Source organism: Sphingobium salicis subsp. salicis (assembly GCF_049472635.1).
GTDB lineage: Bacteria > Pseudomonadota > Alphaproteobacteria > Sphingomonadales > Sphingomonadaceae > Sphingobium > Sphingobium yanoikuyae_A.
Genome location: NZ_JAYRCS010000001.1, coordinates 2,490,682 through 2,506,231, shown reverse-complemented (window position 1 = coordinate 2,506,231; position 15,550 = coordinate 2,490,682). Strand labels below are relative to the sequence as shown.

Genomic DNA, 15,550 nt, shown 5'->3' with positions numbered 1-15,550 from the left:
CTGGTCCGGCATGAAATCTTGTTAAGCCAATCGACGGGGGCGCTCCGGCCCGCTAAGGGGAGTCGGCACCAGAAAGGAGCGGTCGCATTTCGCCCATGCAGCACAAGCCGAAGCGCAGCCGGGCAATCGCCCTGCCGAACAGCGAGTTTCGCGCCCGCGCCACCGAATATCTCGATTTCCTCGCCGCCTGGGTGAAGAAGCCCCGGCAGACCGCCTCGGTCGTGCCCAGCAGCCGCTATCTGGCGCGGCTGATGGTGGCCGACATTGATCCGCAGGGCGGCCGCGTGCTGGAACTGGGCGGGGGCACGGGCGTCTTCACCCGCGCCATCCTGGAAACCGGGCTTGCCGCCGACATGCTGGAGGTGGTGGAGATCAACCCCGCCTTCGCGCGCGGACTGCGGCGTCATTTTCCCCATGTCTCGATCCTGGAGACGCCGGCGCAGATCGTCTCTGTCGCGGCCGCCGGTGGCCCTGGCGACTATCAGACCGTGGTTAGCGGCCTGCCGCTGCTGGCGATGGACCGCGGGATGCATATCGACATATTGTCCGAAGCCTTCCGCATGCTGAAGCCGGGCGGTAGCCTGGTGCAATTCACCTATTCCACGCGCCCGCCGGTCAGCCGCGCGGTGCTGGACCAGTTGGGCCTGGAAGTTGTCCGCGCCGGCCATACGGTGCGCAATTTCCCGCCGGCAACCGTCTTCCGCTTCACCCGACGGGGCGAATGATCGGGGCAAGAGAAAAGGGCCGCATCGCATGATGCGGCCCTTCCTGTTTCTGCCTCAGTAGAAGGCGCCGTAGACGACATCGACCACGCGGCGCGATCGGACCTCGACCAGCAGTAGGTCGGGGCCATAGCGCACCCAGCGATAGCCATAGGGCGGCGCGCCCAGGCCCAGGCGCCAATAGTCATTGTAATAATAATAGCTGGAGAAGAAGACCGCCGGCAGGAACAGGCCGACCGTCCAGCGGCGATAGCGATAGCCATAGGGATAGCGGAAGGCCGGGCCGGGGATCGGCCGGAAATTGGGCGGACGGCCGGCGCCGGGGCGATGCGGCTGGCCTGGCCGTGGTGGCTGGACGCCGGGACCACCGGGACGGGGCGGCTGCGGTGAAGGGCCACCCGGTCGGGATGGTTGAACTGCCGGTCCACCTGGCTGGCCCGGACCGGGCGAAGGCTGTCCGGGGCGGGGCGGTTGCGGGCGAGAAGCACCGGGCCGGGACGGCTGTGTCGACGGACCGCCGGGGCGGGAAGGCTGCACTGATCCGCCGGGGCGTGAGGGGGCGGGGGCAGGGCGCGTGGACGGAGATGGTCGAGCGCCGCCGCCTGATGGTGGTCGGCCGCCCTGCTGGGCAATGGCGATATCGGGAACGACGATCAACGCGATCGACAGATAGAGAATTGCCTTTTTCATAGCCTTCTCCACATGGTGGGGCGTCAAGCCTATGCCCGCTCATTACCGGCTTCAATCTTTTTCCAATATGTTGCCCTGCTTCGCTATTTGCCGCGCTGCCGGTTGCATGGCGCGGTCCGCCTCCTATCTTGCCGACACAAGGAAAGGGGGCGCTGCCGCATGGCATCCATCATCGAAATCAAGGGCCTGACGAAAAGCTATGCGTCGGGCTTTCAGGCGCTCAAGGGCGTCGACCTGAATATCGAGGAGGGCGAGATTTTCGCGCTGCTCGGCCCCAATGGCGCGGGCAAGACGACGATGATCTCGATCATCTGCGCCAATGTCCGCCCCTCTGGCGGCACCGTGACGGTCGCCGGCCATGACATCATCCGCGACTATCGCGGCGCGCGCGCTGCGATCGGACTGGTGCCGCAGGAGCTGAATACCGATCAGTTCGAGCGGGTGATCGATACCGTCACCTTCAGCCGTGGCCTGTTCGGCAAGCCGCGCAACGACGCCTATGTCGAAAAGGTGCTGCGCGACCTGTCGCTATGGGACAAGCGCCACAACAAGATCCGCGAATTGTCCGGCGGCATGAAGCGCCGGGTGATGATCGCCAAGGCGCTGAGCCATGAGCCGCGCGTGCTGTTCCTCGACGAGCCGACCGCTGGTGTCGATGTCGAACTGCGCCGCGACATGTGGAAGCTGATCGGCGAACTGCGCCAGACCGGCGTCACCATCATCCTGACCACCCATTATATCGAGGAGGCCGAGGAAATGGCCGACCGGGTGGGGGTGATTAACCATGGCCAGTTGATGCTGGTCGAGGACAAGACGGCGCTGATGGAGAAGCTGGGCAAGAAGACGCTGTCGATCATGCTGGCCGAGCCGATCGAGGCGCTGCCGCCCGAACTGGCCGACTGGGATGTGGCGCTCAAGGCGCAGGGGCAGGAGATCGAATATCTGTTCGACACCCGCGCCGAACGCACCGGCGTCTCCTCGCTGCTGCGCAAGCTGGGCGATCTCGGCATCGGCTACAAGGATCTCAACACGCGGCAGAGCAGCCTGGAGGATATTTTCGTGAGCCTGGTCCATCAGGAGAAAGCGGCATGAACGGCCCGAATCTGCGCGCGGTCGCCGCCATCTACAAGTTCGAGCTGCACCGGTTCCGGCGCACCTGGCTGACCGGCCTGCTGGTCCCGGTCATCACCACATCGCTCTATTTCATCGTGTTCGGCGGGGCGATCGGATCACGCATGACCGAGATCGACGGCATTCCCTATGCCGCCTTTATCGTGCCGGGCCTCATCATGATGTCGATGTTCACGGAGAGCATCTTCAACGCCAGCTTCGGCATCTACATGCCCAAATTCACCGGCACCATCTATGAGCTGCTATCGGCGCCGGTATCGGCGATGGAGACGGTGATCGCCTATGTCGGCGCAGCGGCGACCAAGGCGCTGATCGTCGGCTTCATCATCTTTGCCACGGCGCATCTGTTCGTCGATCTGCCGGTCGCCCATCCCTTCGCCATGGTCGGCTTCATGCTGCTGATCGCGGTCAGCTTCTGCCTGTTCGGCTTCATCCTGGGCATCTGGGCGCAGGGGTTCGAACAGTTGCAGGTGATCCCGCTGCTGATCATCACGCCGATGACCTTCCTGGGTGGCGCCTTCTACTCGATCCACATGCTGGCCGAACCGTGGCGCACGATCACCTTGTTCAACCCGATCGTCTATCTGATCTCGGGCTTTCGCTGGACCTTCTTTGGCAAGGGCGATGTCGGGATCGAGTTCAGCCTGTTGTTCGTGGGCGGAATGCTGGCGCTATGCCTCGGCATCATCGCCTGGGTGTTCCGCACCGGCTATCGGCTGAAGAAATAACGATAAAAGAAAAGGGCGGCCAATGGCCGCCCTTCTTCATTCGGGTCGATGCGATGCCAATGCCGATCAGGCGGCGGCGCTCTGCGGATCGACCGCGAACAGGGTCACGCCCTTATATTTGTCGTCGCCCTGGTCATAGAGGCCGTGCATCGCCTCGAACGTCTCGTCCAGTATCTCGACATCGCTCAGGCCCGCCAGCTTGAACGTGCCCAGCTTCAGCTCGCGCGGCGGGCGGCCGTCGCGGTCGGTGGTCACGGCGTCCATGAACATCTCGTCATGGCGCGTGTAGAGGATGTGCGGGGCCAGCGTGACGACCATCTTGTTATAGGTCGCCTTGAGGCACTTCTGAAGCGCGATCGCTTCGAAGATAGGGGTCGGAGAGTCCATGATGGGCCGCCCATATCAAGAAACACGGCCCTGTTTCAATTGCTTTGTGCGTCGCACCATGTGCCTGCCGTGCAACCGGCCGGATTTTCAAGACGAATTGTGCGGCCGTTTTCCTAGCGCAGAACCAGCCCCAGCCGATCGCGCAGCGACCAGCGCGCGATCAGCAGGATCGCCACCGTGCCGAGGCCCGCAGCCAGGCCGAACCAGATGCCCACGCCATGCAGCCCCATCGGGAAAGCGAGCAGGGCGCCGACGCCGATACCGATGATCCAGTAGCCGAACAGGGCGAAGATCATTGGCACCTTGGTATCCTGGATGCCGCGCAGCACGCCGGCGCCGACGGCCTGGGCAGCATCGACCAGCTGGAACAGCGCGGCGACCGCCAGGAAGCTGACCGCCAGATTGGCGGTGGCGAGATTGGCCGGATCATGGACGTCGAGGAAGATCGACACCAGCGGTCGCGGGATCAGGACCAGCATCAGCGCAGCCGCCATGGCGAAGCCGGTGCCGACGATCAGCGCCAGCCAGCCGGCCCGGCCGATCGCGGCGGGATCTGATCGGCCATAGGCGACGCCGACGCGCACGGTCGCGGCCTGACCAATGCCCATCGGCACCATGAAGACCAGCGAGGCGATCTGGATCGCCACGGCATGGGCGGCGAGCGATTCCCGGTCGATCAGTCCCATCAGGAAGGCCGAGGCGTTGAACACGGTGACTTCCAGCCCCAGCGTGATCGCGATCGGCAGGCCCAGCGTCCAGACCGCCCGCTGCCGGTCGCGGTCGCGCGTCCAGAAGCGGCCCATCAGCCGATAGCGGCGGAAGCGGCGATCGACCAGGATGACGGTCAGCAGGCCCAGGAACAGGAAGGTGGAAGAGAGGGTGCTGGCGATGCCGGCGCCCAGCAGGCCGAGCGCGGGCAGGCCCAGATGGCCGAAGATCAGCGCCCAGCCGACCAGCACGTTGAACGGGATGGCAAGCAGCATGATGATGAGGCCCCAGAGCGGGCGCTCCAGTGCCGAGATGAAGTTGCGCAGCGTGGTGAAGCAGAGGAAGGGCAGCAGCGCCCATTGCATGCCGCGCATCAGATGGCCGGCTTCGCGCGCCAGATCGGGCTCCTGGCCCATGGCGCGCAATATCGCCTCGCAATGCCACAGGATCAGCCAGGCCGGCAGCACGAAGAAGGCGGCGGCGCGCAGCGTCTGGTGGACGGTGCGGCGCACGTCGCGCACCGAATGGCGGCGACGGCCGCGTTCGCTGGCAATCAACGGCGCGGCGGCCGTGACGAGGCCAAGGCCGAAGATCAGCAGCGCGTTGAACAGGTTGATCGCCAACGCCCCGGCGGCGACCGCTTCCGCGCCCAATCGACCGACGAGCAGCAGGTCGGTCGCGGCGATCCCCGACCAGGCAACATTGCCCGCAATCATGGGAATGGCGAGCGTGATTAGCGCGCGCGCCTCGATGCGCCAGGGGGAAGATTGGGTCACTTGGAAAGTCCGGAGCGAGGGAAGCGCCGGCAAAGGCGCGGGCGCTCCCCTTAATCGCCTCAGTGCTTCTTGAACAGATGCAGCACGGCAACGATGATGCCGCCGATCACCAGCCCGACAATGCCCGCGCCGATCGCATTCACCAGCCAGTCGATCACCGGACCGATCGCGGGCACGGCTTGGGCGGCGCCTTGCGCCAGATGATGGATCGTGCCGGGGATCAGATCCCAGTGAAATTCGTGCAGGCCATGGACAATCAGGCCGCCGCCGACCCACAGCATCGCCGCCGTACCCACGACGCCCAGCACGCTCATCACGACCGGCATTGCCTTTACCAGGCCGCGCCCGATGGCGCGCGTCGCCGCGCCACTGCGTTGGGCGAGGTGCAGGCCGATATCGTCCATCTTCACGATGAAGCCGACCACGCCATAGACGCCGGCGGTGATCGCGATGGCGACGACGACCAGGATGATCGCCTGTTCCCAGATCGGCTCGCTGGCGACAGTGCCGAGCGCAATCGCCATGATCTCGCCCGACAGGATGAAGTCGGTGCGGATAGCGCTGGAGACCTTCTGGTCCTCCAGTTCCTTGGAAGTGAGGGTTGCGGCGGCATCCGCCACCTCGTCATGGCCGCCCTGGATCGCCTCCAGCAGCTTCTCCGCCGCCTCGAAGCACAGGAAGGCGCCGCCGAGCATCAGCAGCGGCGGCAGCAGCCAGGGGGCAAAGGCGCTGAGCGCCAGTGCCGCCGGCAGCAGGAACAGCAATTTGTTGCGCAGCGATCCGCGTGCGATCTTCCAGATGATCGGCAGTTCGCGGTCGGGCGACAGGCCCATGACATAGTTGGGTGTCACGGCAGTATCGTCGATGACGACGCCGGCGGCCTTTGTGCCGGCCTTGCCGGCAGCAGCGGCGACATCGTCCAGCGACGTGGCCGCCATCTTGGCGATACCGGCAACATCGTCGAGCAGCGCGATCAGACCCGAAGGCATGGTTGAATAATTCCCCTGTTGAAACGGATGGATATCATCCGTGCGCGCTTCTTAATGCGCGGGCAGGGTGGGGGCAATGGAGCGATGATTGCCGGTTCGTGACCAGGCGTCGGCGATATCAGTAATTGCCAGGCGGATCGCTGGCGGGGAAGGATTCGTCGGACTGTTCATCGACCATGTCCCAATCGCTGTCGTCCGCCTGCGGCCCGGCGTCGCGGACGATACCGGACGAGCCGACCGGGCCGCGATCGTCCGGATCATCGGCGGTGGCACCATCATCCTTGCCGGCGCGTTCCTTCAGGCTCTTCCAGGCAACGGCGCCCAGGCCGGTCAGAAAGGCCAGCTTCAACAATCCCTTCATGGTGTCTCCTTCGACGCACTGTGGAGATGGACCCACTTGGCGGCGTCCTGGTCGATAGCCTCGGGCGAGAGGCGAATTTCGCCCTCTTCGTCCGCGCTGCCGGCATGATCCTCGTCCGCGCCGGTCATGCCGGGCGGAAAGATGGTCCAGCGCTGTTGCAGGGCGGTATCGATCATCGCCTGCCAAGCGGTTACGTCGCCGGTCTCGCGCATGGCGGGATCGGGCTCCTTGAGCATCGCCAATATGCTGGCGGCATCCTCGACCCAATAGGGCCAGTTATGTGTTGCCCCGGCGGCGAGATGTCGGGCGAGGCGCTCAAGCAGGCTACGTTGCTCCATGATGTCCGGAACGTTCATGGCGACTCTCCGTTCCTCATTTTCTCGCCATGCAACTTAATGGCAATCTTCGGGAAACGCCCCTCGGTATTTGAACCGATATGGGACGAAAAAAGGAGGCAGACATGCCCAGAGGCGACAAGGATCGTTACACTGGCAAGCAGAAGCGCAAGGCCGCGCATATCGCGCAAAGCTATGAAGAGCGTGGCATGTCGCATGACGAAGCGGAGGCGCGGGCCTGGGCCACGGTGAACAAGGATTCGGGCGGGGGCAACCTGTCGGGATCGGGGCGGGGCAAGCCCGACAGCCATGCCGCGGACCGGCGCAAGGCGGCCGATCGGTCGGCTGCGGCGAAGAAGGGCTGGGAAACGCGCCGTCGCCGGGCGCAGGGCTGAAATCAGGGCGAGAAGATATCGCCGTTGCTGAAATGGGCGGCGAGATGATCGATCCAGGCGCGCACCAGCGGCGGCAGCCCGGTGCGGGTGGTAAAGACGAGGTGGACGATCCCCTCCTGCGCCTGCCATTCTGGGAACGGCAGCGCCAGCGCGCCCGAGCGCAGGTCGGCCATGCAGACATGATCGGGCAGCAACGCTACGCCTAGCCCGGCAATGGCGGCGCGGCGGATGGTTTCGAAATCGCCGCAGCTCAGGCGCGGGTGATGCTCGATCACGCGTGTTCCGCCATCGGGGCCTTCGAGATGCCAGCTCACCACGCCATCCTCTCCCGATGAACTGAGCGTCGGCAGGCTATGCAGGGCATCAATATCCTGTCCGGCGACCTGATTGGCGAGCGCGGGGCTGGCGACCAAAATACGGCGGCTGCGCGCCAGGGTGCGCATCGTGAGTTCCGCGTCGGTGTCCAATCGGGTGCGCACGCGCAAGGCGACGTCGATCTGCTCGCCGATCAGGTCGACGGGGCGGTCGACCGCGACGATCTGGACATGGCCCTTGGGATAGAGGGTCAGGAAATCGGGCAATAGGGCGGCGACGAACGGGGTGAGGCCGGTCGGGCAGGAAAAACGGACGGTGCCCCTGGGTTCGCTGAGGCTGGATTCAACCAGGGCTTCGGCGCGTTCCGCGGCGGCCACGGCGATGCGGCACTGCTCATGGACCGACAGGCCAAGCTCGGTGACCCGGAAACGGCGCGAGGAGCGCTCGATCAACCGCACGCCCAGCCGTTGTTCCAGCTCTGCGACCCGTCGGCTGAGCTTCGACTTGGGCAGGCGCAGCGCGCGGCCGGCGGCGGCAAAGCCGCCATGGGTCACGACCGCCGCAAACAGGCGAAGATCATTCATATCCTGCATGCCATCGTTCTAATTATGGAACGAAGGATGTCAATTTTGCTGTCTACAGCGATAATCGTTCCATCATTATTTCCAATGACACAGGCGGTGCAGGGCGCATCGCCGAACAAAAAGGAAATGATCATGGCACGCAAATTGGAAAATAAGGTGGCGGTGGTGACCGGCGGCACGACCGGCATTGGCCTGGGCATCGCGCAGGAACTGGCCGAAGCCGGCGCCAGGCTGTTCATCACCGGCCGGCGGCAGGAGGAACTGGACGCGGCGGTCCGCACCATCGGCCATGGTGCAGTGGGTGTGCAGGGCGACGTGACCCGGTTCGCCGATCTCGATCGCCTCTATGATGTCGTGCAGCAGGATGGCGCCCAGATCGACATATTGGTCGCCAATGCCGGCGGCGGCAGCTTCCAGCCGATCGGCAGCATCACCGAGGAGGAGTTTGATCGCACCTTCGGCCTGAACGTGAAGGCGACGCTGTTCACGGTGCAGAAGGCGCTGCCGCTGCTGCGGGACGGGGCATCGATCATCCTGACCGGATCGACGGAGTCTGTGCGCGCCTTGCCGGCCTTCAGTGTCTATGGAGCGACCAAGGCGGCGATCCGCAATTTCGCGCGGCACTGGATCCTGGACCTCAAGGACCGCCATATCCGGGTGAACACGATCGCGCCGGGTGCCACCCGCACGCCGGGGCTGCAGGGACTGGCTGCCGACGATGCTGAATGGCAGGCGCTGGAAGGCGGTCTGGCCTCGCAAATCCCGCTCGGCCGGCTGGCCGACCCGCGCGAGATCGGCAAGGCGGCGCTGTTCCTCGCCTCCGACGACGCCAGCTATGTCAACGGCGTCGAACTGTTCGTCGATGGCGGCTTCGCGCAGATCTGAGCCGCAGCCGCGCTTTTCAGGGCAACAAAAAAGCCGCCCGGTGACGGGCGGCTTTCTCGTTTGTCAGAGCGAAGAGGCTCAGGCTTCTTCGGCCGGGGCTTCTTCCGCCTCGACGGCGATTTCGCCCGGCTCGGCGTTCGGATCGTAATCCTCGGTGAAGCCGGCTTCGTCCTTCTCGAACAGGTCGGCCATCACGTCGACGCCCTGCGCCTGCAGTTCGGCTTCTTCCGGCGAGCGGGCAACGTTCACCGTGATGGTGACGGCCACTTCCGGGTGCAGCGCGACCTTGACGTCGAAGACGCCCAGGGTCTTGATCGGACGCTCCAGCACGACCATCGCCTTGGAGACGTTGGTCACGCCATCGGCGTGCAGCGCGTCGACGACGTCACGGACGGCGACCGAGCCGTACAGGTGACCGGCGTTCGACGACTGGCGGATCAGGACGATCTGCTTGCCGTTGACGCCTTCGGCAGCCTTTTCGGCGTCCGAACGACGAGCGGCGTTGTCGGCTTCGATCTTCGCGCGGTTGGCTTCGAACACAGCCTTGTTGGCGGCGTTCGAACGAAGAGCCTTCTTGTTGGGCAGCAGGAAGTTACGAGCGTAACCATCCTTCACGGTGACGACGTCGCCGATCGCGCCCAGCTTTTCGATGCGCTCAAGGAGAATGATTTCCATGGGTCTTTCTCCCTTACTTCACGATGTAGGGCAGCAGGCCCAGGTGACGGGCGCGCTTGATGGCCTGGGCCAGCTCACGCTGCTTCTTGGCGGACACCGCGGTGATGCGGCTGGGGACGATCTTGCCGCGCTCGGACACGAAGCCCTGCAGCAGACGGACGTCCTTGTAATCGATCTTCGGCGCATCCTTGGCGGCGAAGGGGCAGCTCTTGCGGCGGCGGAAAAACGGGCGTGCCATGTTTCAGATCTCCTTATTCGGCAGCCGGGGCTTCTTCGCGCTCACGGCGCGGGCCACGGTCACCACGGGGGGCACGGTCGCCGCGTTCGGCGCGTTCCTGCTTGCGCATCATCACCGACGGACCGGCTTCCAGCTCTTCGACCTTGATGGTCATGTAGCGGATGATGTCTTCGTTGATCTGGGTCTGACGCTCCAGCTCGGCAATCACGTTGCCCGGCGCGTCGATGTTCAGCATGACGTAGTGCGCCTTGCGGTTCTTGGCGATCTTGTACGCGAGCGAACGCAGGCCCCAGGTCTCGACCTTGGTCACCTTGCCTTCATTTTCCTCGACGATCTTGGTGGCGGTTTCCGCCAGAGCGTCCACCTGCGCCTGTGCCAGATCCTGGCGCGCAAGGAACACATGCTCGTAAAGAGCCATGGGTATTGCCTCATCTGTTGGCCGATCGCTGACGCCCACCCCATGTGGAACGCCCCTCCGGCTGTCGTCTCAAGCATTCGAAATCGTCCGACGTCCGAATCCGGGGCCGAGCGAAGGCGCGCCTATGACGGAAAAGCGGGGGAAAGGCAAGCGGCATCGGTGCAGCCATGGGCGGCAGCGGCCCTGCTTGCAGTCAGGCTTCACCTGTCTCTATCCTGCGCTTCAGAAAATGAGAAGGAGAGACGGATGGCGGTCGCGATCGCGGCACTGGCGCTGATCTTGCTGATGCTGGCGGCCTATCGCGGCATGAGCGTCATATTGATGGCGCCTTTGCTCGCCATGCTGGCGGTGTTCCTGACCGATCCGGCGGCAGTGCCCACCGCCTTTTCCGGCCTGTTCATGGACAAGGTCGCCACCTTCCTGAAGCTCTATTTTCCGGTCTTCCTGCTTGGCGCGCTGTTCGGCAAGCTGGTCGAGATATCGGGTTTTTCCCGCGCGATCGTGACGGCGGTGATCGGTTTCGTCGGCGCGGGGCGGGCGATCCCGGCGATCATGATCGTGACGGCGCTGCTGACCTATGGCGGGGTCTCGGTCTTCGTGGCGGTGTTCGCCGTCTATCCCTTCGCCGCCGAGATGTTCCGCCGCGCCGATATTCCCAAGCGGCTGGTGCCGGCTACCATCGGCCTTGGCGCGCTGACCTTCACCATGGATGCGCTGCCCGGCACGCCGCAGATCCAGAATGTCATTCCGGCCAGCTTCTTTGGCACCACCGCCTGGGCGGCGCCGGTGCTGGGCGTGATCGGATCGGTGGTGATCGCGGCGGCGGGCCTTGCCTATCTCAACTGGCGGCGCCGGGCGATGGCGGCTGCGGGGGAGGGCTATGGCGCACCCGAAACGCTGGTCAACGAACCCGATCGTCAGGAAGAGGCGGTCGCCATCCACCCGATGGTCGCGCTGCTTCCGCTGCTGGTGGTGGGGCTGGGCAATCTGGCGTTGACGCTGCTGATCCCGCGCATCACCGGCGGGGCGGAAGAGGTGAGCATTCGGCTAGCGGGGCTGCCCGAGCCGGTGACGGCGAAAGTGACACAACAAGCGGCGCTGTGGGCGGTGGAGGGGGCGCTGCTGATGGGCATCGCCACCATCCTGATCTTCGCTTTCCCGATCGTGTCACGGCGCTTTGCGGAAGGATCGAAGGCGGCGGTCGGCGGCGCCTTGCTGGCGGGGATGAACACGGCGGTCGAATATGGCTTTGGCGGAGTGATCGCGGCGCTGCCGGGCTTCCTGGTCGTCAAGGACGCGCTGAAGGCGGTGCCCAACCCGCTGATCAACGAAGCGATTACGGTGACGACCCTGGCCGGCATCACCGGATCGGCGTCGGGCGGCCTGTCGATCGCGCTGGCGGCGATGGCGGACCAGTTCGTGGCGGCGGGCGATGCGGCGGGTATACCGCGCGAAGTGCTGCACCGGGTCGCGTCGATGGCATCGGGGGGCATGGACAGCCTGCCGCATAATGGCGCGGTCATCACCCTGCTGGCGGTGACGGGCCTCACCCATCGCCAGGCCTATAAGGACATATTCGCGCTGACCCTCATCAAGACGATGACCGTCTTCGTCGTGATCGCCGTCTATTATCTGACCGGGCTGGTGTGAACGCGAAAGCGCCCCGGAGCGAAGGCTCCAGGGCGTTTTCAGGATATGGCCTGCTTAGCGGATGGCGCCGGCGACGACCGCGCCGATGATCCCGCTGGTGATCGCGACCAGCACTGCGTCATTGCCCGAGCGGACCCAGTGGTAACCGCGCGGCGGGGCCGACAGGCGATAGCCGCGATAATTGTCGACGACCCGGTAATTGGTCGCATAGCGGCGATCGAAGCGCTGGCCCTTGGCCCAGTGGCGATCGTTGCGCACCACCGTCTTCTTCTGGACGACGGTGCGGTGCGGACCTTCCTTCACGACCCGGACGGTCTCGCGATGGGGCGCGGCCTGGGCCTGGGCGGTGACGATCGGGTTGGCGGCAACGGCGGTGGCGGTCAGGGCCAGGATGATCTTCTTGAACATGTCTTCATTCCTCTTGTTTCAATCGAGGGCGCCGCTTCCGGCGTCGAAGACAGAGATAGGCCGCGCTTGTCGCAAGCCTGTCCCAAGGGTGGGGCAGTTTTGTCGGAAATTGTATCAAAACCCGATTTAAGCTGAATATCGGTTCAGAAATGGCGATTTTTCAATGCCTTGTTCGACTCACAACATCAGCGAGATGGCATTGCCGAAATTGTGCAGCAGGATCGGCAGCAGCAGGCTGCCGGTACGCAGGCGCAGCCAGACGGCGAGTAGCGAGGGGATGGCGGTAAGCGCCATCACCATCGGGTCAAAGCTGAAATGGCCGCCCGAATAGCCGAACGCATGGGCAAGGCCGAACAGGCCGCAGGAAAGCAGGGCGCCCCAGCCCCAGTCGACGCCGAGAAAGCGAACCCGCCGGGTAAAGGCGCGATCGAGCGCGAAAAGCAGAATGCCGCGATAGAAAGGTTCTTCCTCCAGCCCCGGCATGGTGAGCTGGAAGGCGATTTCCTCTGCGCTGCTGGGATCGTCGGGGAAATAGAGCGCGAGCGCGGTGAAGAAGGCGCAATAGAGGAGAGCCACGGGCAGGGCAGCGGTCAGGCTGCCGCGTGCTTGCCGGAGGGTGAGGCCGACCCGCTTCCAGCCAAATACCGGTAGGGCGGCCACCAGCAGCGTGAGGGCAAGGGCTAGCAGCTTGCCCTGCCAGTTCCAGTCGGCGGCGGGGATGAGATCGGGGATATGCCGATAGGCGCGGGTCAGCAGCGCGTCATTAGCGGCGACCAGGGCGGCGGCAACCAGCAGCCAGCCGGGCCGAAAGCCGCGCCGATCGATCAGGCCGATCGCACCGCCTGCGGCCAGCAATAGCGCCAGCGTGCCGAGCAGGCCGATGACACCGTTCATGCGCTCCGCTCCGGCGCGCGGCGGCGGCTCAGTCGGCGGAGGCGGGCAGAGAGACGGCGGGCAGGGGCGTGGCGGTGACGGTCATGCGGGCGAGCAGGATGGGGTGATCCTTGCCCTCCAGCAATTGCGCCGTCAGCGGTGCCTGCGCGTCGGCAAAGGGGGTGAGGCTGACCCCGAACAGCAGAGCACTGCTGATGAGGCTGGCGGCGATCATCTTCATGGAGGCATTCCTTCCAAGGCGCCGGAGCGGCGCCATGGAAGGAGGGATTAGGCAGAAGATGTCGCAGCATTATCCCGGATAACCGCCCTTTTGTCGGAAAATGTATCAGCCTATTCGTGCCGCAGCGCGTCGATCGGGTTGAGGCTTGCCGCCCGGCGGGCGGGGAAATAGCCGAACACCACGCCGATCGCCGCCGAGAAGAGGAAGGCGATCAGATTTACCTGCGGATCGAAGGTGAAGGGGACCTTCATCAGCGGCGCGATGCCGACCGATGCGATGAGCGCCATGACCAGGCCGATCAGGCCGCCCATGCAGGACAGCACGATCGCCTCCACCAGAAACTGCATCAGCACTTCGCGTGCGACCGCACCGATGGCGAGGCGGATGCCGATCTCGCGGGTGCGTTCCGTCACCGACACCAGCATGATGTTCATGATGCCGATGCCGCCGACCAGCAGGGATATGGCGGCCACCGCCGCGACGATCTGGGTCAGGATGGTGGTGGTGCCGGTCAGCGTGTCGCTGATCTGCTTGGTGTCGAAGACGTTGAAATTATCCTCCGCGCCCGCCTTGATCTTGCGCCGCTCGCGCATCAGCTGCTCCAGGCTGTCCTGCACGGTCGCGCTGTCATAGGCGTCGTCGACCGCGACCATGATCTGGCTGATGTCGCGATCGCCGGTGAAGCGGCGCTGGACGAACTTGATCGGCATGACGACGACATCGTCCTGGTCGCCAAAGCCGCCCTGGCCGCGGGTCGCCAGTACGCCCACCACCTGACAGCTCACGCCCTTGATCCGCATCCGCTTGCCGATCGGGTCATTGCCCTGGAACAGGTTGGTGCGCACCGTATTGCCGATGATGCAGACCGATTTGCCGGCCTCTTCCTCGTCCGGCATGAACAGCCGGCCTTCCGACACATTCCAGGACTGGACCTGCGAATAGGCCGACGTCGTGCCATAGACGGTGGTCGACCAGTTATTGCCTTCATAGATGGCGGTGCCGCTCGACTGGACCACCGGCGCCACGGCGCGCACGCCGGTCAGCTGGTTCTCGATCGCGGTCAGGTCCGCTTCCTTGAAATTGGGCGGGCGCGGCCCGCCGCCGCCACGGCCGAAGCCCTGGCCGGGGCGCAGTTGCAGCACATTGGCGCCCAGCGAGCTGATCTGTTCGCGCACGGCGGCGGTCGCGCCATTGCCCAGCGTCACCATGGTGACGACGGCGGCAACGCCGATGATGATGCCGAGCGTCGTGAGGAAGCTGCGCATCTTGTGCCGGTTGATCGCCCGGAAGGCGAGGATGACGGTGGTGCCCAGCATCAGCCCACGGCTCCCTTCTGCGGTCCGCCCAGGCCCTTTTCGATCCGCTCGACCAGACCATCCTTGAAATGGACGATGGTGCGGGCAAATTCGGCCATGTGGGGTTCGTGCGTCACCATCAGCACGGTGATGCCGCTATTCTGGTTGAGGTCGGTCAGCAATTGCATGATCTCCACCGACCGTTCGGAATCGAGATTGCCGGTCGGTTCGTCCGCCAGCAGCACGTCGGGCTGGGTGACGATGGCGCGGGCGATCGCGACGCGCTGTTGCTGGCCGCCGGACAATTCGGCCGGCGTATGGTCCCACCAGTCCTTCAGGCCCACCTTGTCGAGCGCGGCCATGCCCATGTCGTAACGGGTCTTCTTGTCCTCGCCGCGATAAAGCAGGGGCAGCTCGACATTTTCGAGCGCGCTGGTGCGGGCGAGCAGGTTGAAGCCCTGGAAGACGAAGCCGAGATAGCGGCGGCGCAGCAGCGCGCGCTGATCGCGGTCCAACGTTTCGACATGGCGGCCCTTGAACAGGAACTGCCCGCCCGATGGCACGTCGAGGCAGCCCAATATGTTCATCGTCGTCGACTTGCCCGAGCCCGAAGGCCCCATGACGGCGACGAAATCGCCCTGTTCGATGTCGAGGTCTATGCCCTTGAGCGCCTGAAAGGCGGTGGGGCCGCTGCCGAAGATCTTGGTGATCCCCCGCAGCGAGATGATGGGATCGGCGATCATGGG

At 64.7% G+C, this 15,550-nt stretch carries 21 protein-coding genes; 6 read left to right on the top strand and 15 right to left on the bottom strand.

All coding sequences use genetic code 11. From position 1 onward, the window contains the following. Positions 1-95: 95 nt before the first annotated feature. Positions 96-725 carry a class I SAM-dependent methyltransferase gene (locus tag VHN57_RS12160; protein ID WP_278986078.1) on the top strand — a complete coding sequence of 210 codons (630 nt, stop codon included), beginning with the start codon at positions 96-98 and terminating at the stop codon, positions 723-725. A 54-nt stretch (positions 726-779) separates the two neighbouring features. Here the strand turns inward: VHN57_RS12160 and VHN57_RS12155 are convergent, their stop codons facing one another. After that, entirely contained in the window at positions 780-1,412 is a 633-nt protein-coding gene (locus VHN57_RS12155) for an RcnB family protein (protein ID WP_097382723.1), read from the bottom strand. 159 nt (positions 1,413-1,571) lie between these two features. Between VHN57_RS12155 and VHN57_RS12150 the strand changes: the two genes are divergently transcribed. Together VHN57_RS12150 and VHN57_RS12145 are read left to right on the top strand one after the other, a co-directional pair. After that, the gene (locus VHN57_RS12150; RefSeq protein ID WP_037507883.1) at positions 1,572-2,504 is read left to right on the top strand and encodes an ABC transporter ATP-binding protein; all 933 of its coding nucleotides are present in this window, start codon (positions 1,572-1,574) and stop codon (positions 2,502-2,504) included. Further along, positions 2,501-3,271, top strand: coding sequence for an ABC transporter permease (locus VHN57_RS12145; RefSeq protein ID WP_159366546.1), 771 nt, complete (start codon positions 2,501-2,503; stop codon positions 3,269-3,271). Before VHN57_RS12150 ends, VHN57_RS12145 begins: the two co-directional genes overlap by 4 nt. Positions 3,272-3,337: 66 nt before the next feature. Here the strand turns inward: VHN57_RS12145 and VHN57_RS12140 are convergent, their stop codons facing one another. The 5 genes from VHN57_RS12140 to VHN57_RS12120 all read right to left on the bottom strand — a co-directional run bounded on the left by VHN57_RS12140 (position 3,338) and on the right by VHN57_RS12120 (position 6,848). After that, a complete protein-coding gene (locus VHN57_RS12140) occupies positions 3,338-3,658 on the bottom strand; it encodes a WYL domain-containing protein (RefSeq protein ID WP_004212065.1) in 321 nt (106 codons plus the stop codon). 113 nt (positions 3,659-3,771) lie between these two features. Beyond that, positions 3,772-5,082: an MATE family efflux transporter gene (locus VHN57_RS12135; RefSeq protein ID WP_107917692.1), complete on the bottom strand. Its 1,311-nt coding sequence runs from the start codon at positions 5,080-5,082 to the stop codon at positions 3,772-3,774. Positions 5,083-5,201: 119 nt separating this feature from the next. After that, a complete protein-coding gene (locus tag VHN57_RS12130; protein ID WP_169860399.1) occupies positions 5,202-6,131 on the bottom strand; it encodes a DUF808 domain-containing protein in 930 nt (309 codons plus the stop codon). Positions 6,132-6,249: 118 nt separating this feature from the next. Further along, positions 6,250-6,492, bottom strand: coding sequence for a hypothetical protein (locus VHN57_RS12125; protein WP_169860400.1), 243 nt, complete (start codon positions 6,490-6,492; stop codon positions 6,250-6,252). Then, positions 6,489-6,848 carry a hypothetical protein gene (locus VHN57_RS12120; protein WP_037518903.1) on the bottom strand — a complete coding sequence of 120 codons (360 nt, stop codon included), beginning with the start codon at positions 6,846-6,848 and terminating at the stop codon, positions 6,489-6,491. Before VHN57_RS12120 ends, VHN57_RS12125 begins: the two co-directional genes overlap by 4 nt. A gap of 104 nt (positions 6,849-6,952) precedes the next feature. Between VHN57_RS12120 and VHN57_RS12115 the strand changes: the two genes are divergently transcribed. After that, a complete protein-coding gene (locus tag VHN57_RS12115; protein ID WP_278987901.1) occupies positions 6,953-7,222 on the top strand; it encodes a plasmid stabilization protein in 270 nt (89 codons plus the stop codon). Positions 7,223-7,224: 2 nt separating this feature from the next. Here VHN57_RS12115 and VHN57_RS12110 read toward each other — a convergent pair whose 3' ends face one another. Next, a complete protein-coding gene (locus tag VHN57_RS12110) occupies positions 7,225-8,121 on the bottom strand; it encodes a LysR family transcriptional regulator (protein ID WP_423283988.1) in 897 nt (298 codons plus the stop codon). A gap of 132 nt (positions 8,122-8,253) precedes the next feature. Here VHN57_RS12110 and VHN57_RS12105 point away from each other — a divergent pair, with 132 nt between their 5' ends. Further along, a complete protein-coding gene (locus tag VHN57_RS12105; protein WP_037519135.1) occupies positions 8,254-9,006 on the top strand; it encodes an SDR family NAD(P)-dependent oxidoreductase in 753 nt (250 codons plus the stop codon). 78 nt (positions 9,007-9,084) lie between these two features. Here VHN57_RS12105 and rplI read toward each other — a convergent pair whose 3' ends face one another. Genes rplI through rpsF form a run of 3 tightly spaced genes read right to left on the bottom strand, consistent with a single transcriptional unit; the run spans position 9,085 to position 10,337 of the window. Continuing rightward, complete coding sequence (gene rplI, locus VHN57_RS12100) at positions 9,085-9,681, bottom strand: 50S ribosomal protein L9 (protein WP_004212072.1); 597 nt, start codon at positions 9,679-9,681, stop codon at positions 9,085-9,087. Positions 9,682-9,694: 13 nt separating this feature from the next. Then, positions 9,695-9,919 (bottom strand): 30S ribosomal protein S18, encoded by a 225-nt coding sequence (gene rpsR / locus VHN57_RS12095; RefSeq protein ID WP_004212076.1) that lies wholly within the window; start codon positions 9,917-9,919, stop codon positions 9,695-9,697. 13 nt (positions 9,920-9,932) lie between these two features. After that, complete coding sequence (gene rpsF / locus VHN57_RS12090) at positions 9,933-10,337, bottom strand: 30S ribosomal protein S6 (RefSeq protein WP_004212077.1); 405 nt, start codon at positions 10,335-10,337, stop codon at positions 9,933-9,935. Positions 10,338-10,583: 246 nt separating this feature from the next. Between rpsF and VHN57_RS12085 the strand changes: the two genes are divergently transcribed. Continuing rightward, positions 10,584-11,987, top strand: coding sequence for a GntP family permease (locus VHN57_RS12085; RefSeq protein ID WP_278986749.1), 1,404 nt, complete (start codon positions 10,584-10,586; stop codon positions 11,985-11,987). 54 nt (positions 11,988-12,041) lie between these two features. Here VHN57_RS12085 and VHN57_RS12080 read toward each other — a convergent pair whose 3' ends face one another. The 5 genes from VHN57_RS12080 to VHN57_RS12060 form a co-directional block, all read right to left on the bottom strand. Continuing rightward, entirely contained in the window at positions 12,042-12,395 is a 354-nt protein-coding gene (locus tag VHN57_RS12080; RefSeq protein WP_278986748.1) for an RcnB family protein, read from the bottom strand. Positions 12,396-12,572: 177 nt separating this feature from the next. Next, on the bottom strand, positions 12,573-13,289 hold the full coding sequence (locus tag VHN57_RS12075; RefSeq protein ID WP_278986746.1) for a CPBP family intramembrane glutamic endopeptidase, BDIM_20840 family: 717 nt from the start codon (positions 13,287-13,289) through the stop codon (positions 12,573-12,575). A 28-nt stretch (positions 13,290-13,317) separates the two neighbouring features. After that, a complete protein-coding gene (locus tag VHN57_RS12070; protein ID WP_278986745.1) occupies positions 13,318-13,509 on the bottom strand; it encodes a hypothetical protein in 192 nt (63 codons plus the stop codon). Positions 13,510-13,619: 110 nt separating this feature from the next. Continuing rightward, complete coding sequence (locus VHN57_RS12065) at positions 13,620-14,825, bottom strand: ABC transporter permease (protein WP_423283983.1); 1,206 nt, start codon at positions 14,823-14,825, stop codon at positions 13,620-13,622. Then, on the bottom strand, positions 14,825-15,547 hold the full coding sequence (locus tag VHN57_RS12060; protein ID WP_423283981.1) for an ABC transporter ATP-binding protein: 723 nt from the start codon (positions 15,545-15,547) through the stop codon (positions 14,825-14,827). The genes VHN57_RS12065 and VHN57_RS12060 overlap by 1 nt, the downstream gene beginning before the upstream one ends. Between the last annotated feature and the right edge of the window lie 3 nt (positions 15,548-15,550).

Bases quoted from the DNA above. Each gene is read 5' to 3' on its own strand.
- VHN57_RS12075 (WP_278986746.1), bottom strand. From the start codon at position 13,289: ATGAACGGTGTCATCGGCCTGCTCGGCACGCTGGCGCTATTGCTGGCC.
- VHN57_RS12110 (WP_423283988.1), bottom strand. From the start codon at position 8,121: ATGAATGATCTTCGCCTGTTTGCGGCGGTCGTGACCCATGGCGGCTTT.
- VHN57_RS12060 (WP_423283981.1), bottom strand. From the start codon at position 15,547: ATGATCGCCGATCCCATCATCTCGCTGCGGGGGATCACCAAGATCTTC.
- VHN57_RS12130 (WP_169860399.1), bottom strand. From the start codon at position 6,131: ATGCCTTCGGGTCTGATCGCGCTGCTCGACGATGTTGCCGGTATCGCC.
- VHN57_RS12070 (WP_278986745.1), bottom strand. From the start codon at position 13,509: ATGAAGATGATCGCCGCCAGCCTCATCAGCAGTGCTCTGCTGTTCGGG.
- VHN57_RS12160 (WP_278986078.1), top strand. From the start codon at position 96: ATGCAGCACAAGCCGAAGCGCAGCCGGGCAATCGCCCTGCCGAACAGC.
- VHN57_RS12065 (WP_423283983.1), bottom strand. From the start codon at position 14,825: ATGCTGGGCACCACCGTCATCCTCGCCTTCCGGGCGATCAACCGGCAC.
- VHN57_RS12115 (WP_278987901.1), top strand. From the start codon at position 6,953: ATGCCCAGAGGCGACAAGGATCGTTACACTGGCAAGCAGAAGCGCAAG.
- VHN57_RS12135 (WP_107917692.1), bottom strand. From the start codon at position 5,082: ATGATTGCGGGCAATGTTGCCTGGTCGGGGATCGCCGCGACCGACCTG.
- VHN57_RS12150 (WP_037507883.1), top strand. From the start codon at position 1,572: ATGGCATCCATCATCGAAATCAAGGGCCTGACGAAAAGCTATGCGTCG.
- rpsF (WP_004212077.1), bottom strand. From the start codon at position 10,337: ATGGCTCTTTACGAGCATGTGTTCCTTGCGCGCCAGGATCTGGCACAG.
- VHN57_RS12140 (WP_004212065.1), bottom strand. From the start codon at position 3,658: ATGGACTCTCCGACCCCTATCTTCGAAGCGATCGCGCTTCAGAAGTGC.
- rpsR (WP_004212076.1), bottom strand. From the start codon at position 9,919: ATGGCACGCCCGTTTTTCCGCCGCCGCAAGAGCTGCCCCTTCGCCGCC.
- VHN57_RS12145 (WP_159366546.1), top strand. From the start codon at position 2,501: ATGAACGGCCCGAATCTGCGCGCGGTCGCCGCCATCTACAAGTTCGAG.
- VHN57_RS12120 (WP_037518903.1), bottom strand. From the start codon at position 6,848: ATGAACGTTCCGGACATCATGGAGCAACGTAGCCTGCTTGAGCGCCTC.
- rplI (WP_004212072.1), bottom strand. From the start codon at position 9,681: ATGGAAATCATTCTCCTTGAGCGCATCGAAAAGCTGGGCGCGATCGGC.
- VHN57_RS12085 (WP_278986749.1), top strand. From the start codon at position 10,584: ATGGCGGTCGCGATCGCGGCACTGGCGCTGATCTTGCTGATGCTGGCG.
- VHN57_RS12125 (WP_169860400.1), bottom strand. From the start codon at position 6,492: ATGAAGGGATTGTTGAAGCTGGCCTTTCTGACCGGCCTGGGCGCCGTT.
- VHN57_RS12155 (WP_097382723.1), bottom strand. From the start codon at position 1,412: ATGAAAAAGGCAATTCTCTATCTGTCGATCGCGTTGATCGTCGTTCCC.
- VHN57_RS12105 (WP_037519135.1), top strand. From the start codon at position 8,254: ATGGCACGCAAATTGGAAAATAAGGTGGCGGTGGTGACCGGCGGCACG.
- VHN57_RS12080 (WP_278986748.1), bottom strand. From the start codon at position 12,395: ATGTTCAAGAAGATCATCCTGGCCCTGACCGCCACCGCCGTTGCCGCC.